Genomic DNA, 14,341 nt, shown 5'->3' with positions numbered 1-14,341 from the left:
TGGGGGCTCCGCCCCCAGGCCCCCGTTTCGCGCTGACGCGCTCGTCCTCAAACGCCGGACGGGCTGAAATTCAGCCCGTCCGGCGTTTGAGGAGCGGGGGTTCGGGGGCTGACCCCCGAAAGGGACGGGAATGGGTAGGGGCGGCGGGGGCGAGAAATCCCCTCAGTCCCGCGGCCCCGCGATCTCCCCAAGACGCACGACGCGGCGCTCGCGCCGAGACAACTCGCAGGCCTCAGCAATCCGCAGCGCCTGCAACGCCTCACGCCCGTCACAGGGATTGGCCCGCTCCCCCCGCACGACCTCGACGAACGCATGCAGCTCAGCCTCGTACGCGGGCCCGAACCGCTCAAGAAACCCGGTCCACGGCTTCGTCGCGGCAGGCGGCCCGGCCGGCTCCGTGGAGGCGATCGGCGTACGGTCGTCGAGCCCGACCCCGATCTGGTCCAGCTCCCCGGCCAGCTCCATGCGTACGTCGTACCCGGCGCCGTTGAGCCGGGTCGCCGTAGCGGAGGCGAGCGTGCCGTCGTCCAGGGTGAGGACGGCCGCGGCCGTGTCGATGTCGCCCGCGTCGCGGAACATGGAGGGCCCGGCGTCCGAGCCCATCGCGCACACCTCGGTGACCTCGCGGCCCGTCACCCAGCGGAGCATGTCGAAGTCGTGCACCAGCGTGTCCCGGTACAGCCCGCCGGACAGCGGCAGGTAGGCGACCGGCGGCGGAGACTGGTCGGAGGTCATGGCGCGCACGGTGTGCAGCCGCCCGAGCGAGCCGGAGCGCACCGCTTCCCGCGCGGCCGTGTACCCGGAGTCGAAACGCCGCTGGAACCCCATCTGCAGGATCGTTCCCGCAGTCTCGACCTCCGCGATGGCCGTTAACGTGTCCTGCAGGTCGAGGGCGATGGGCTTCTCGCAGAACACCGGAAGCCCGGCCCGTGCTGCCCGACCGATCAGTTCGCCGTGGGCTGAGGTGGCGGCCGTGATCACCACGGCGTCCACGCCCCAGGTGAAGATCTCGTCCACGCCGGGCGCCGCCGTGGCGCCCAAGCGGTCCGCGAGCCGACGGGCGCGTGCGGTGTCCGCGTCCGTGACGATGAGAGAGCCGCCGACCTCGCGGTGCCGGCTGAGGGCGGTCGCGTGAAATGTACCAATTCGACCCGTCCCGATGAGTCCGATGCGCATGGGACCAAACTGAGGGCGGACCCTACACCCTGTCAACGCTTTGTCCGGACAATCGAACCTCACAACTTCCCGTCATCATCCCCCGGAGCTACGCTCGGCCCCGTGCCCAAACCAGACGTGGACCCGACCGTGCCGCTCCAGCTCAGCGTCGACCGGAACAGCCCGGTGCCGCTGTACTTCCAGCTCGCCCAGCAGCTCGAAGCCGCGATCGAGCACGGCGCCCTGACTCCGGGCAGCCTGCTGGGCAACGAGATCGAGCTCGCCGGACGCCTCGGCCTGTCCCGGCCCACGGTCCGCCAGGCCATCCAGTCACTGGTCGACAAGGGCCTTCTTGTACGCCGTCGAGGCGTCGGCACCCAGGTCGTGCACAGCCAGGTCAAGCGACCACTGGAGCTGAGCAGCCTCTACGACGACCTGGAGGCGGCCGGTCAGCGCCCGGCGACCCATGTCCTCGTCAACACCGTCGTCCCGGCGTCGGCCGAGGTCGCCGCCGCCCTCTCGGTGGCCGAGGGCAGTGACGTACACAGGGTGGAGCGGCTGCGTCTGGCCCACGGCGAGCCGATGGCGTACCTCTGCAACTTCATGCCGCCCGGTCTTCTCGACCTGGACAGCTCGCAGCTGGAGGCCACCGGTCTGTACCGGCTGATGCGCGCCGCGGGCATCACCCTGCACAGCGCCCGCCAGTCCGTCGGTGCACGCGCCGCCACGACCGTGGAGGCCGAGCGCCTCGGCGAGCCCGAGGGGGCCCCGCTGCTCACCATGCAGCGCACCACCTTCGACGACACGGGCCGGGCCGTCGAGTTCGGCACCCACACCTACCGCGCCTCGCGCTACTCCTTCGAGTTCCAGCTGCTCGTACGCCCCTGACCTCGTACGACTCGGCGTACGACTCGGCGTGCGCCACGGGCGCGCCCGGGTCGCCGTGATGTGCTCGCGCGGTACCCGCCGTCCGAATGGGTGATCGCCGTGTTCGATACTTGGTACCTCCATGTATCGGATTCAAGAAGGGCACGGCTTCGTGGCACGGTTTCGGACCTGGGTCGGCATCGCGGTGGCAGGGGCGCTCGGCGCGTCCCTGGCCGGGTGCAGCAGTACCGGCGGCAAACGCGCCGAGGACGCTCGCAAGGCGGCGTCCGCCCAGGGCGGGGCCGCGGTGGACACGCCCCGCTGGACCTTCGCGATGATCACCCACTCGGGTGATGGCGACACGTTCTGGGACATCGTCCAGAACGGCGCCGAGCAGGCCGCGGTCAAGGACAACATCAAGTTCCTGTACTCGCACGACGACGAGGCCCAGCAGCAGGCGCAGCTCGTCGACGCCGCCGTGGACAAGGGCGTCGACGGCATCATCGTCACGCTCGCCAAGCCCGACGCCATGAAGGCCGCCCTCGCGCGCGCCACGAAGGCCGGCATACCCGTGATCACCGTGAACTCCGGCTCCGCGGAGTCCAAGGCGTTCGGTGCCCTCACCCACATCGGCCAGGACGAGACGATCGCTGGCGAGGCCGTCGGCGAGGAGCTGAACCGCCGTGGCCGGAAGAAGACCCTCTGCGTCCTCCACGAACAGGGCAACGTCGGCCACGAGCAGCGTTGCGCAGGCGTCAGGAAGACCTTCGACGGCACCGTACGGAACCTGTACGTCGAGGGCACCGACATGTCCGCCGTGCAGGCCTCCATCGGCGCCAAGCTCCAGGCCGACCGGTCCGTGGACGCGGTCGTCACCCTCGGCGCCCCCTATGCCGGCACCGCCGTGAAGGCCAGACAGGACGCGGGCAGCGAGGCCGAGACAGTCACCTTCGACCTCAACGCCAAGGTGGCGGCCTCGCTCAAGGACGGCACCCTCGGCTTCGCCGTCGACCAGCAGCCGTACCTCCAGGGGTACGAGGCCGTGGACCTGCTCTGGCTGCACAAGTACAACGCCGACACCCTCGGCGGCGGCAGGCCCGTCCTCACCGGACCGCAGATCATCACCAAGGACCAGGCCGCCGCACTGGAGCAGTACGCGGAGCGGGGGACCCGATGACCGCGACGGCCCTCATGGTGGACGAACGGCTCCTGCGGACCTCGCCGCTGCGCAGGCTGCTGGGCCGCCCCGAACTCGGCTCGGTGGTCGGCGCGCTCGCCGTCTTCCTGTTCTTCGCGCTGGTCGCCGACAGCTTCGTACGGGCGGCCGGGCTGAGCACTGTCCTGTACGCGGCCTCCACGATCGGCATCATGGCGGTGCCCGTGGCGCTGCTGATGATCGGCGGCGAGTTCGACCTGTCCGCGGGCGTCATGGTGACGTCGTCCGCGCTGATCTCCTCGATGTTCAGCTTTCAGATGACCGCGAACGTCTGGGTCGGCGTCGGCGTCTCGCTGCTGGTCACCCTCGCCATCGGCTTCTTCAACGGCTTCATGCTGACCCGCACCGGGCTGCCCAGTTTCATCATCACGCTCGGCACCTTCCTGATGCTGACCGGAATGAACCTCGGCTTCACCAAGCTCATCAGCGGCACGGTCTCCACGAAGACGATCGCCGACATGGAGGGCTTCGCGTCCGCCAGGGCCGTCTTCGCCTCCGTCCTCACGGTCGGCGGCGTCGACTTCAAGATCACCATCCTGTGGTGGCTCGGTCTGGTGGCCCTCGCCTCCTGGATCCTGCTGCGCACCCGCGTCGGCAACTGGATCTTCGCGGTCGGTGGCGGAAAAGACGCGGCCCGCGCGGTCGGCGTCCCGGTCGACAGGACCAGAATCGGCCTCTACATGGGGGTCTCCCTCGCCGCCTGGATCGCCGGACAGCACCTGCTCTTCTCCTTCGACGTGGTCCAGTCCGGAGAGGGCGTCGGCAAGGAGCTGACGTACATCATCGCGGCCGTCATCGGCGGCTGTCTGATCACCGGCGGCTACGGCTCCGCCATCGGCTCGGCGGTCGGCGCGCTGATCTTCGGCATGACCGACAAGGGCATCGTGTTCGCCGAGTGGAACCCCGACTGGTTCAAGTTCTTCCTCGGAGCGATGCTGCTCCTCGCGACCCTGCTGAACGCCTGGGTCCGCAAGCGCGCGGAGGCCACGAAATGACGCGGATCAGCGAGATGGACGAGACCGCCGGGACGACGCGTGCCACCGCGCGCACGGCCCTCGTCGAGCTCGACGACGTCAGTAAGTACTACGGCAACGTCCGCGCCCTGGAGGGTGTCTCGCTGGAGGTCCACGCGGGTGAGATCACCTGTGTCCTCGGTGACAACGGAGCCGGCAAGTCGACCCTGATCAAGATCATCGCGGGACTGCACCGGCACGACGCCGGCACCTTCCGGATCGAGGGCGAGGAGGCCCGTCCGGCGTCCCCGCGCGAGGCCCTCGACCGCGGGATCGCCACGGTCTACCAGGACCTCGCCGTCGTGCCCCTGATGCCGGTCTGGCGCAACTTCTTCCTCGGCTCCGAGCCGCGGAAGGGCAGGGGCCCCTTCAAACGGCTGGACGTCGACCTCATGCGCAGGACGACCCACGCGGAACTCCTGCGCATGGGCATCGACCTGCGCGACGTCGACCAGCCCATCGGCACCCTCTCGGGCGGCGAGCGCCAGTGCGTGGCCATCGCCCGTGCCGTCCACTTCGGCGCCAAGGTCCTCGTCCTCGACGAGCCCACCGCCGCCCTCGGGGTGAAGCAGTCCGGCATGGTCCTCAAATATGTGGCCGCCGCACGCGACGCGGGCCTGGGCGTTGTCTTGATCACACACAACCCCCATCACGCCTACCTCGTGGGCAACCGTTTCGTCCTCCTCAAGCGCGGCACGATGACCGGCAGCCACACACGCGACGAGATCACTCTGGACGAACTGACCCGCCAAATGGCGGGAGGCTCGGAACTGGACGACCTGCGCCACGAGCTGGCGGGCGGGGCCTTGTAAGGGGCGCGGGGCCGTATCGATGTGCGGCTCCGCCGCGTGGGCGCGACCAGCCACGGCGGTCCCGCAGACAGCGGACGACGGGCAGCCTTCCAGGGCGGCTCCAAGCGCGCGAGGGACGCCGCCGTGCGGCCAAACCCCCACGTGCGGCAGAATCGGCGCGATGAGCACCTACCGCGACCTCGCACTCCCCAGGGCGCTCGGCTCCGCCAGAGCCGCGGGCGCCCCCATCGGCTCCCGCCGGGCCACCGTCCTGCGCACCGTGGGCACACGCGAGCGCCGTTCACACCTGACGGCGCCGCGCGTCCCGACCGTCGGCATCGACATCGGCGGTACGAAGGTGATGGCGGGAGTCGTCGACGCGGACGGCAACATCCTGGAGAAGGTCCGCACCGAGACCCCCGACAAGTCCAAGAGCCCCAGGGTCGTCGAGGACACCATCGTCGAGCTGGTCCTGGACCTCTCCGACCGGCACGACGTGCACGCGGTCGGTATCGGCGCGGCCGGCTGGGTCGACGCGGACCGCAACCGCGTCCTGTTCGCGCCCCACCTGTCGTGGCGCAACGAGCCCCTCCGGGACCGCATCTCGGGCCGCCTCGCCGTGCCCGTCCTGGTGGACAACGACGCCAACACCGCCGCCTGGGCCGAGTGGCGCTTCGGTGCCGGCCGCGGCGAGGACCACCTCGTCATGATCACGCTGGGCACCGGAATCGGCGGCGCGATCCTGGAGGACGGCCAGGTCAAGCGCGGCAAGTTCGGCGTCGCCGGCGAGTTCGGCCATATGCAGGTCGTGCCCGGCGGCCACCGCTGCCCCTGCGGCAACCGCGGCTGCTGGGAGCAGTACAGCTCCGGCAACGCGCTGGTCCGCGAGGCCCGCGAGCTCGCCGCCGCCGACTCCCCGGTGGCGTACGGGATCATCGAGCACGTCAAGGGCGACATCTCCGAGATCACCGGCCCGATGATCACCGAGCTGGCCCGCGAGGGCGACGCCATGTGCATCGAGCTCCTCCAGGACATCGGCCAGTGGCTCGGCGTCGGCATCGCCAACCTCGCGGCGGCCCTCGATCCCTCCTGCTTCGTCATCGGCGGCGGCGTCAGCGCGGCCGACGACCTGCTGATCGGCCCGGCCCGCGACGCCTTCCGACGCCACCTGACCGGCCGCGGCTACCGCCCCGAGGCCCGGATCGCCCGCGCCCAGCTCGGCCCCGAGGCCGGCATGGTCGGCGCCGCGGACCTCGCCCGGCTCGTCGCGCGCCGCTTCCGGCGCGCCAACCGGCGCCGGGTGGAGCGCTACGAGCGGTACGAGCGCTACGCCGAGTCGCGCCGCTCCGCACAGGACTCGCTGTGACGGCCTCGCTGCCGCGCCAGGCCTCGCCCCCGGACGAGCCACCGCGGCCGCCCGAGGACCGCGGCCACATGATCCGCCGCCGCTCCCTGACCCTGCTGATCATCGTGCTGCTCATCGGTGTCCCGGCCGGCTACCTGGTGATCTCCGCCAACCAGAGCCGCGACAGCGGCAAGGACAAGGAGGAGAAGTACTCGGCGACCGGCCTCACGCCGGGCTGGCCCTCACGCGTCCAGCGCCGCCTCTACCGGATCCCCATCCCGGGGTCCTCGGCCGAGGTCGCGTACTACGAGACGAACAACTGGAAGACCAGCCGTCTCTACGTCCAGTTCCTCACCAGCGACGAGGGTCTCGACAAGTTCCTCAAGACCATCGGCACCAGCCGTGCCGCCCTGAAGAAGAACGACGTCGCCATCGGCGCCCGCGACCGGCGGGTCGTCGGCTGGGAGTTCACCGGCCCCGGCCCCTGGTCGGGTCTGACCCACGCGCAGAAGAACCCGACGCCCACCCAGGACATCGTCGTGGACTGGACGAAGCCCGGCCATCCCATGGTCTACGTGGTCTCCAGAACGACACCCTGACCCGCCCCGCTCCGCCGCCGAGCCGCACTGTCAGACCCGGCCCGTAGAGTCGAAGACGAGTGATCCGACCAGGGCGGGCCGGACCGGGGCGAGGGAGGTGGCCGGGAGCATGAGCGTGGTTCAGACGCGTGCCGCTGTCGGCACCGAGCCCGAGGTGTCCGTGCGGCTGGCCGCCGTCTTCCTGCCCGCCGCTCTGCCACGCGACGGCCGGATCGCCTTCTGGGACCCGGACGGGGACGCACCACTCCTTGGCCCGGACACCGAGCTCACGGTCGTACGGAGGCACGGCTCGGGCGTACGACGGGGATCGGTGCCCGCGCTTACACTGCCGGTCGTCGAAGCGCTGCCACTTCTGGTGCGGGCCCGGCGGGACCCCGCCGCACACCCCGCCACGGCCTGCTGGGGCGCCGCCGCGCTGCACGCCCTGCGCCTCGTCGCCCGCGGGCTGCTGCTGCCCGGCCTGACGCCCGACGGATTCGACGCGTGGCGCGCCGGCCCCCTGGACCCGGACGACATCGCCCACCTGCGGGCGGTGGCCGCGTCCCTTCCGTACGAGGGACACGCCGTACCCCTGCCGGGCCGGGGCCCGCTCCAGTTGCCCGACCGGGAAGCGCTGATGCGCGCCTTCGTGGACGCGGTCGCCGACGCACTGCCCCGCACCGCGGCCGCACCGTATGCCACCGGGAAGCCCTTCGCGGCCGCCGGGCCCCAGCGGCTGCCGGGCGCCCAGGACTGGGCGGCGGAGGTCGCCGCGGGCATGGACGCGGGGGTGCGGATCTCGCTGCGCCTGGACCTGTCCGCGTACGAGCTCTTCGACGACAGCGAGGGCGCGCGGCGCGCGGGCGCGGCCGTCGTCCAGGTGCACAGCCTCGCCGACCCCACTCTCGTCGTCGACGCCGCGGCCCTGTGGGCGGGCGCCGCCGACACGGCGTTCGGGCCGCGTGCCCGTGTCGACGCGGCTCTGGCGGTGCGCCGCGCGGCCCGCGTCTGGCCACCCCTGGACCGGCTGTCCGGGCAGGACGTGCCGGACGTACTGGCGCTGTCCGAGGACGAGTTGTCGGACCTGCTCGGCGTCGCCGCGACCCGCCTCGGCGCGGCCGGGGTCGCCGTGCACTGGCCCCGTGACCTCGCCCAGGACCTGAGCGCGGCGGCGGTCGTCCGCTCCGCGCCGGGCTCGGCCACGGACGGCACGGGCTTCTTCGAGAGCGAGGAACTGCTCCAGTTCCGCTGGCAGTTGGCGCTCGGCGGCGACCTGCTCTCCGAGGCCGAGATGGACGCGCTCGCCGAGGCGCACCGCCCCGTCGTGCGGCTGCGGGACCAGTGGGTGCTCGTCGACCCGGCCCTCGTCCGCAAGGCGCGCAAGCGCGAACTGGGTCTCCTGGATCCCGTCGACGCCCTCTCCGTGGCGCTCACCGGCAGCGCGGAGGTCGACGGCGAGACGGTCGAGGCGGTGCCGGTCGGCGCGCTGGCCGCCCTGCGCGACCGGCTGACGGCCGGCCTGCGACCCGCCGAACCGCCCCCAGCCCTGAAGGCCACCCTCCGGGACTACCAACTCCGCGGACTGGCCTGGCTCGACCTCATGACCTCGCTCGGCCTCGGCGGCTGCCTCGCCGACGACATGGGCCTCGGCAAGACCGTCACCCTCATCGCGCTGCACCTGAAGCGTGCGCGCACCGAACCGACCCTCGTCGTCTGCCCCGCCTCGCTGCTCGGCAACTGGCAGCGGGAGATCGAGCGGTTCGCCCCGGGCGTGCCCGTGCGCCGCTACCACGGTCCCGGCCGCTCCCTGGAGTCCCTGGAGAACATGGACGGCGGGTTCGTCCTCACCACCTACGGGACGATGCGGTCGACGGCGCCGCAGCTCGCCTGCCAGAAGTGGGGCATGGTCGTCGCGGACGAGGCCCAGCACGTCAAGAACCCGTACTCGGCGACGGCCAAGGCCCTGCGGACGATACCCGCACCGGCCAGGGTCGCCCTGAGCGGCACCCCCGTGGAGAACAACCTCTCTGAACTGTGGGCGCTGCTCGACTGGACGACCCCGGGGCTGCTCGGCCCGCTGAAGTCCTTCCGAGCCCGGCACGCGCGCGCGGTGGAGAACGGCGAGGACGAGGAGGCCGTGACCCGCCTCGCCCGGCTGATCCGCCCCTTCCTCCTCCGCCGCAAGAAGTCCGACCCCGGAATCGTCCCAGAACTGCCTCCCAAGACGGAGACGGACCACCCCGTCCCCCTCACCCGCGAACAGGCTTCCCTGTACGAGGCCGTGGTCCGCGAGTCGATGCTGGCGATCGAGAGTGTCGACGGCATCGCCCGGCGCGGCCTGGTCCTCAAGCTCCTCACCGCGCTCAAACAGATCTGCGACCACCCCGCGCTGTACCTGAAGGAGGACACCGGCGAGCACCCCGGCGGTGGCGGAGGGGCCGCCCGCCAGGCCGCCCGGTCCGGCAAACTCGCCCTTCTGGACGAGCTGTTGGACACGCTGCTCGCCGAGGACGGCTCTGCGCTCGTCTTCACGCAGTACGTGGGCATGGCCAAGCTGATCACCCACCACCTCGAGGCGCGCGCGGTCCCCGTCGAGCTCCTTCACGGGGGTACGCCGGTGGCCGAGCGCGAGCACATGGTGGACCGATTCCAGAGCGGGGCGACGCCGATCCTGGTCCTCTCCCTCCGAGCGGCCGGCACGGGCCTCAACCTCACGCGCGCCGGCCATGTCGTCCACTTCGACCGCTGGTGGAACCCCGCCGTGGAGGAGCAGGCCACCGACCGCGCCTACCGCATCGGCCAGACCCAGCCCGTCCAGGTCCACCGCCTCATCACCGAGGGCACCGTCGAGGACCGCATCGCCGAGATGCTCGCCTCCAAGCGGGCCCTGGCCGACGCGATCCTCGGCTCCGGCGAGGCATCCCTGACGGAACTGACCGACCGCGAGCTGTCCGACCTGGTCTCGCTGAGGAGGTCGACGTGACGTCTTCGACGGATCGGCCGGATGGGCTGGATGGGCGGGATCAGCCGGATCAGCCGGAACAGAGGGATCGGCCGGACCAGCGGGAAGAGCTGGATCAGCCGGAGCAGGAGGGCTCGCCTGGCACCGAGGCGTCTCCGGCCGGTGAGACGTCCTCGGCCGGTGAAGCGCCGGTTGGTGAGGCCCGGCCCGCCGACGCCGCTCGGCGTGCCCTGCGGGCGGCGCGGCGGGGAGATGGCGGATGGCCGGCGGCCGGCGCGGGGGAAGGGCACCCCACGAAGGCGGACGCGCGCCCGGCGGAGCCCGGAAGGGCAACGGGAGCCGCCGAGGGGTCCGCGTCGCCGGGGCCCCGGCCAGGTGACAAGGCACGCGAGGCGCTGCGGCGCGCGGCTGCGGCAGGTCGCGCGGGTGGCGCTGTTGCCCCGCGGGTGGAGGAGTCGCAGAGGGCGCAGGACAGGCAGGGTGTGCCGGGTGCGCAGGGGAGGCAGGACAGGCAGGGTGTGCCGGGTGCGCAGGGGAGGCAGGACAGGCAGGGTGTGCCAGGCGCGCAGGGGACGCAGGGCAAGCAGGATGCGCCAGGCTCGCAGGGGATGTCAGGCGTGCAGGCGACGCCAGGCGTGCAGGGGGAGTCGGACACTCAGTGGCCCTGGCCCTCGAATACGCAAGGGACGCCGGACGCGCATGGGGCATCGGACGCGCATGGGGCGCCGGACGCCGGTGGCGGCGAGGGTTCCGAGTCGGACGTCGAGCCGTCGGCGCCCAGGCGATCCGACGCGGCTTCCGGACCCCCGCGTCCCGGTGACGTGGCCCGCGAGGCGTTGCGTGCCGCGAGGATTCAGGCGGAGCGGGAGCGAACTGCCGCCCGGGACAAGGGAGCCGAGGGCCGGAGGCGGCGCGGAGGGGCCGAGTCCAGCACTCCCACGCCCCGTCCGACCATGGCGAACCGCCGCGCCGCGGCACAGGTCCGGGAGCTGGCCGACCGGTTGGGCGACGCCTTCGACCTGACGGCCCGGCTGGAGAGGGAGCAGTCCGAGGACCGACCGGCGCGACCCCACGCCGCACCGGGCAGCACCCCTCCAGCGGAGGGTCCCGCCCCCGAAGACCGGCCCGCCGGACGGCCGTCCCCAGACGTCACAGGGCCCATGGACACGGATGCCGCCACCGCGGCGCCCGACACCGCCCAAGCCTCGGTCGCCGACCAGCACCCGTCCACCGGACCCGAGTTGGCGCCGCAGCCGCAGCCGCAGCCGCAGCCGCAGCCGCAGCCGCAGCCGCAGCCGCAGCCGGGGCTGGAGCCGAGGCCGGAGCCCAAGCGCGGACCCGCGCCAGCACCCGCACCCTCCTCCGACGCGGCAGCAGCACCCGGCGGCGGTTCGATCGCCGACACCGTGCGAGCCGCCATGGCCAGGGCAGCCCGCGACCCTCACACCGAGCCCGAACCGAAGCCCAGCACCACCCCCACACCCGCATCCCACCCCGGCGTCACCGCGACGCCCACCCCCGCCCCCCACTCCGATGCCGCCCCCGACTCCGCAGCCCCTCACCCCACCCACTCCCAACTCCCCATCGCAGCGCCCCCGCGCTCCATGGCCGCCCCGGGCCGCGACGGCGAGCTGCGGCGGACCTTCCCCGCGCTCCCCGCACCGCCCGCGCGGCCGCAGGGCACGGACGGGTTCGCCGAGACATGGTGGGGCAACGCGTGGGTGGCCGCGTTGGAGGAGATGGCGTTGGACGCGGCGCGGCTCGGACGGGGGAAGGCGTACGCGCGGGCGGGGCACGTGGACGCCATCACCGTCACGCCCGGGCTCGTACTCGCGTACGTACACGGCAGCCGACCGCGGCCGTATCGCGTGCAGATCCGGATGCGCACGCTCTCGGACGACGACTGGGAGCGGTTCCTCGACGCCGCGGCCGAACGGCCGGGGCACATCGCGGCGTTGCTCGACAAGGATCTGCCCCAGTCGCTCGCCGACAGCGGAGTGGGCCTGCTCCCGGGCCCGGGCGACCTCGTGCCGCAGTGCAGTTGCCCCGACTCCGGCCACCCCTGCAAACACGCGGCCGCGCTCTGCTACCAGACGGCACGGCTGCTGGACGAAGACCCCTTCGTCCTCCTCCTGTCGCGCGGCCGGGGCGAACGCGAGCTGCTGGACGCGCTGTCCCGCCGCAGCGCCACCCTGGCGGCACGCTCGGCCCGCGCCGAGCGCGAACCCGCACTTCCCGGCGTACGGGCCACCGACGCCCTCGCGCCCCGCGCACTGCCGCCGCTCCCGGCCCCGCTGCCGCCGCCCGCGCACCCCGAGCAGCCCCCGGCCTATCCGGCGTCGCCGGGCGGCCCGGACCCGTTCGCACTGGACCAGTTGGCCACCGACGCCGCCGCCCGCGCGCACGCGTTGCTCACGACGGGCCGCGACCCCGTGGCGGAGCTGACCCTCTGGCAGGACGCCGTCCGCCTGGCGGCCACCCGCCCCGGCTCCGGCCTCACCGCAACGACCCGCGCCCTGTACGCGTCCCTGGCCACTGCCGCCGGCCGCACCCCGGCCGACCTGGCGCGGGCGGTCGCCGCCTGGCGGCAGGGCGGACTGGAAGGGCTCGCAGTCCTCGAAGAGCCCTGGGACCCGCCGGCCGGCCGTTTCGACCGGGCCCGCCCACTTCTCCTGGCCGCCGACTTCCCCGCATTCCGCCCCTGGCACAACCACCTCACCCACCCCCGCGGCCACATACAGCTCCGGCTGGGCCACGACGGCCTCTGGTACGCCTACGAGTCGGAACCGGGCCACGACGACTGGTGGCCCAGGGGCACCCCCGACCTCGACCCGGTCGGCGCCCTCACGGGCCTCGGCTCCCCGACCGACCTGTGAGCGCGAAACCGTTCGCGCGCCCCCAACTTTTTTCCGGGATCCCGGAGGGCCGTAACGCTCCGCTGACCTGCCCTCCGGCCCGCCGCGAGACATGTGGTGGCTCCGTGCAGGCCACGTGGACGAATCGGGCTCGTTTCCGCGACCACAGGTGCGGAAGTTAGCGTGGAGCGGTGAGTGAGATGAAGTCCCCAGCCCTCCAGTACCGCTTCGACGGCCCGGAAGACGCCCCCGTGCTCATCCTCGGTCCCTCGCTCGGTACGACCTGGCACATGTGGGACCGGCAGGTCCCGGAGCTGGCCAAGCAATGGCGGGTCTTCCGCTTCGACCTGCCGGGCCACGGCGGCGCGCCCGCCTACCCGGCCGGTTCCGTCACCGAGCTCGCCGAGCGGCTGCTCGTCACGCTCGACGGGCTCGGCGTCCAGCGGTTCGGGTACGCGGGCTGCGCGCTCGGCGGTGCCATCGGAGCCGAGCTGGCGCTGCGCCGCCCGGAGCGCCTCGCCTCGCTCACGCTGATCGCGGCCTCACCGCGCTTCGGCACGGCCGACGAGTTCCGGCAGCGCGGCGTGATCGTACGGTCGAACGGCCTGGACCCGATCGCGCGGACGTCCCCGGAGCGCTGGTTCACGCAGGGCTTCGCCGCGGCGCAGCCCGCGATCACCGAGTGGGCCGTGCAGATGGTGCGCACCACGGACCCGGGCTGCTACATCGCCGCGTGCGAGGCGCTCGCCTCGTTCGACATCCATGCCGAGCTGGGCCGTATCGGGGTGCCGACGCTCGTCCTGGTCGGCTCCGACGACCAGGTCACCGGGCCCGCCGAAGCCCGCACCCTGGTCGCCGGCATACCGGACGCCCGCCTCGCCGTCGTACCCGGCGCCTCGCACCTGGTCCCCGTGGAACAGCCCGCCGCGGTCACGGACCTTCTCGTACGGCACTTCTCCACGGCCTGGCAGCAGCCCGCCTACGACTCGTCCACCGGACAGATGGCGGTCGTGGTGCCGCAGGCGAGCCCGGTCGTGGCCGCGCCGCAGCAGATGTCGCCCGTCGCCGAGATCGCCCCGGCCGCGCAGCCCGAGGCGGTCCTGGGCAGACCCGACCCGTACGACGCGGGCATCAAGGTCCGCCGGGAGGTGCTCGGGGACGCGCACGTGGACCGCGCGCTGGCGCAGGCCGACGAGTTCTCCGGGGACTTCCAGGAGTTCATCACCCGCTATGCGTGGGGCGAGATCTGGGACCGGCCCGGCCTCGACCGGCGCTCGCGAAGCTGCGTCACGCTCACCGCCCTGGTCGCGGGCGGCCACCTCGACGAACTGGCCTTCCACACCCGGGCCGCCCTCCGCAACGGCCTCACTCCGGTCGAGATCAAGGAGGTGCTCCTCCAGGCGGCCGTCTACTGCGGCGTACCGGCCGCGAACAGCGCCTTCAAGGTGGCCCAGCAGGTCATCCGCGAGGAGACCACACCCCAGGAGTGAGCACGGGGAGCGGGCGCCGTGGACGGGCGCCAGGAGCGAGCGCCCGGGATGAGAAGCAGGTGTGAGAAT

At 72.7% G+C, this 14,341-nt stretch carries 10 protein-coding genes; 9 read left to right on the top strand and 1 reads right to left on the bottom strand.

Annotated features, from left to right (window positions below):
- Positions 1–162: 162 nt before the first annotated feature.
- Complete coding sequence (locus tag QF035_RS12825) at positions 163–1,176, bottom strand: Gfo/Idh/MocA family protein (RefSeq protein ID WP_307520323.1); 1,014 nt, start codon at positions 1,174–1,176, stop codon at positions 163–165.
- 129 nt (positions 1,177–1,305) lie between these two features.
- On the opposite strand from QF035_RS12825, the gene QF035_RS12820 reads away from it, so the two are divergent.
- The 9 genes from QF035_RS12820 (at position 1,306) to pcaDC (ending at position 14,272) form a co-directional block, all read left to right on the top strand.
- A complete protein-coding gene (locus QF035_RS12820) occupies positions 1,306–2,043 on the top strand; it encodes a GntR family transcriptional regulator (protein WP_307531085.1) in 738 nt (245 codons plus the stop codon).
- A gap of 151 nt (positions 2,044–2,194) precedes the next feature.
- Complete coding sequence (locus QF035_RS12815) at positions 2,195–3,199, top strand: sugar ABC transporter substrate-binding protein (protein WP_307520322.1); 1,005 nt, start codon at positions 2,195–2,197, stop codon at positions 3,197–3,199.
- Positions 3,196–4,233: an ABC transporter permease gene (locus tag QF035_RS12810; protein ID WP_307520321.1), complete on the top strand. Its 1,038-nt coding sequence runs from the start codon at positions 3,196–3,198 to the stop codon at positions 4,231–4,233. Before QF035_RS12815 ends, QF035_RS12810 begins: the two co-directional genes overlap by 4 nt.
- Positions 4,230–5,063, top strand: a complete 834-nt coding sequence (locus tag QF035_RS12805; protein ID WP_307520319.1) for an ATP-binding cassette domain-containing protein — start codon at positions 4,230–4,232, stop codon at positions 5,061–5,063. Before QF035_RS12810 ends, QF035_RS12805 begins: the two co-directional genes overlap by 4 nt.
- Positions 5,064–5,223: 160 nt before the next feature.
- Entirely contained in the window at positions 5,224–6,408 is a 1,185-nt protein-coding gene (locus tag QF035_RS12800) for an ROK family glucokinase (RefSeq protein WP_143641028.1), read from the top strand.
- Positions 6,405–6,986 (top strand): sugar kinase, encoded by a 582-nt coding sequence (locus tag QF035_RS12795; RefSeq protein WP_307520318.1) that lies wholly within the window; start codon positions 6,405–6,407, stop codon positions 6,984–6,986. Before QF035_RS12800 ends, QF035_RS12795 begins: the two co-directional genes overlap by 4 nt.
- A 109-nt stretch (positions 6,987–7,095) precedes the next feature.
- Positions 7,096–9,948 (top strand): DEAD/DEAH box helicase, encoded by a 2,853-nt coding sequence (locus tag QF035_RS12790; RefSeq protein WP_307520317.1) that lies wholly within the window; start codon positions 7,096–7,098, stop codon positions 9,946–9,948.
- A gap of 932 nt (positions 9,949–10,880) precedes the next feature.
- Positions 10,881–12,803, top strand: coding sequence for an SWIM zinc finger family protein (locus QF035_RS12785; protein ID WP_307520316.1), 1,923 nt, complete (start codon positions 10,881–10,883; stop codon positions 12,801–12,803).
- A gap of 179 nt (positions 12,804–12,982) precedes the next feature.
- Positions 12,983–14,272 carry a bifunctional 3-oxoadipate enol-lactonase/4-carboxymuconolactone decarboxylase PcaDC gene (gene pcaDC, locus QF035_RS12780; protein WP_307531083.1) on the top strand — a complete coding sequence of 430 codons (1,290 nt, stop codon included), beginning with the start codon at positions 12,983–12,985 and terminating at the stop codon, positions 14,270–14,272.
- Positions 14,273–14,341 lie beyond the last annotated feature (69 nt).

Source organism: Streptomyces umbrinus, assembly GCF_030817415.1.
Taxonomy (GTDB): Bacteria; Actinomycetota; Actinomycetes; order Streptomycetales; family Streptomycetaceae; genus Streptomyces; species Streptomyces umbrinus_A.
Note: the sequence above shows the minus strand (reverse complement) of the source record. Positions and strands in the feature narration are given on the sequence as shown.

Bases quoted from the DNA above. Each gene is read 5' to 3' on its own strand.
- QF035_RS12825 (WP_307520323.1), bottom strand. From the start codon at position 1,176: ATGCGCATCGGACTCATCGGGACGGGTCGAATTGGTACATTTCACGCG.
- QF035_RS12810 (WP_307520321.1), top strand. From the start codon at position 3,196: ATGACCGCGACGGCCCTCATGGTGGACGAACGGCTCCTGCGGACCTCG.
- QF035_RS12805 (WP_307520319.1), top strand. From the start codon at position 4,230: ATGACGCGGATCAGCGAGATGGACGAGACCGCCGGGACGACGCGTGCC.
- QF035_RS12800 (WP_143641028.1), top strand. From the start codon at position 5,224: ATGAGCACCTACCGCGACCTCGCACTCCCCAGGGCGCTCGGCTCCGCC.
- QF035_RS12790 (WP_307520317.1), top strand. From the start codon at position 7,096: ATGAGCGTGGTTCAGACGCGTGCCGCTGTCGGCACCGAGCCCGAGGTG.
- QF035_RS12785 (WP_307520316.1), top strand. From the start codon at position 10,881: ATGGCGAACCGCCGCGCCGCGGCACAGGTCCGGGAGCTGGCCGACCGG.
- pcaDC (WP_307531083.1), top strand. From the start codon at position 12,983: ATGAAGTCCCCAGCCCTCCAGTACCGCTTCGACGGCCCGGAAGACGCC.